This is a genomic window from Cryobacterium sp. MLB-32 (assembly GCF_000738085.1).
In the GTDB taxonomy this organism is placed as follows: domain Bacteria; phylum Actinomycetota; class Actinomycetes; order Actinomycetales; family Microbacteriaceae; genus Cryobacterium.
In genome coordinates this window covers 1-590 of record NZ_JPRS01000576.1, presented here as the reverse complement: position 1 = coordinate 590, position 590 = coordinate 1, and the positions used below count along the sequence as shown (strand labels likewise).

The 590-nt window shown below is 55.9% G+C and carries 1 protein-coding gene; it reads right to left on the bottom strand.

Annotated features, from left to right (window positions below; translation table 11 throughout):
- Positions 1 to 407, bottom strand: a 407-nt coding sequence (locus JF66_RS20050; RefSeq protein ID WP_369798079.1) for a F0F1 ATP synthase subunit A, incomplete at its 3' end; no start/stop codon positions are given.
- Positions 408 to 590 lie beyond the last annotated feature (183 nt).

Here is a 590-nt window from a genome sequence, read left to right as displayed (position 1 = left end):
ACGATGATGTACAGCGCCGGCGGAACACCGGGCGGGAAAAGCGAGTTACGGAAGAACTTCGCCGGGCTCTTTTTGACACCGGCGTAGATGAACGCTCCGTAGGAGATGACGCCGAGAAGCAGCGGTACTCCAATCACCGAAGTACCGGCGATATTAAGCCCCGGAATGATTCCGGTGATGTTCATGAACAAGACCATGAAGAAAATGGTCGTGAGCAGGGGCAGGAAGCGCCTGCCGTCTTTCTTTCCGAGGAGGTCTTCCGCGATGTTGACTCGCACGAAGTCCAGGCCCATTTCGGCCAGGCTCTGAATGCGGGTCGGGATCACCTTCATGCGGCGGGTGCCGAGCCAGAACAACAGAATCAAAACCGCAACCGCAAGAAAGCGGATGAGGATGATTCGGTTCATCTCGAACGGAGTGTCCGCGAAGAAGATTGCATCGGGGAAAAACTCATTGATGGTTGGACCATTGAAGCCGCCGTCGTCAGTTGCAGACGGGACCAGCAGGTTTACGGCGATTTTTAGCAGCGCTTTCTCCTGTTTCGGGGCGGTGAGCTCTGCTCGCGCATCGACGAATGTGGGACAGGTTTA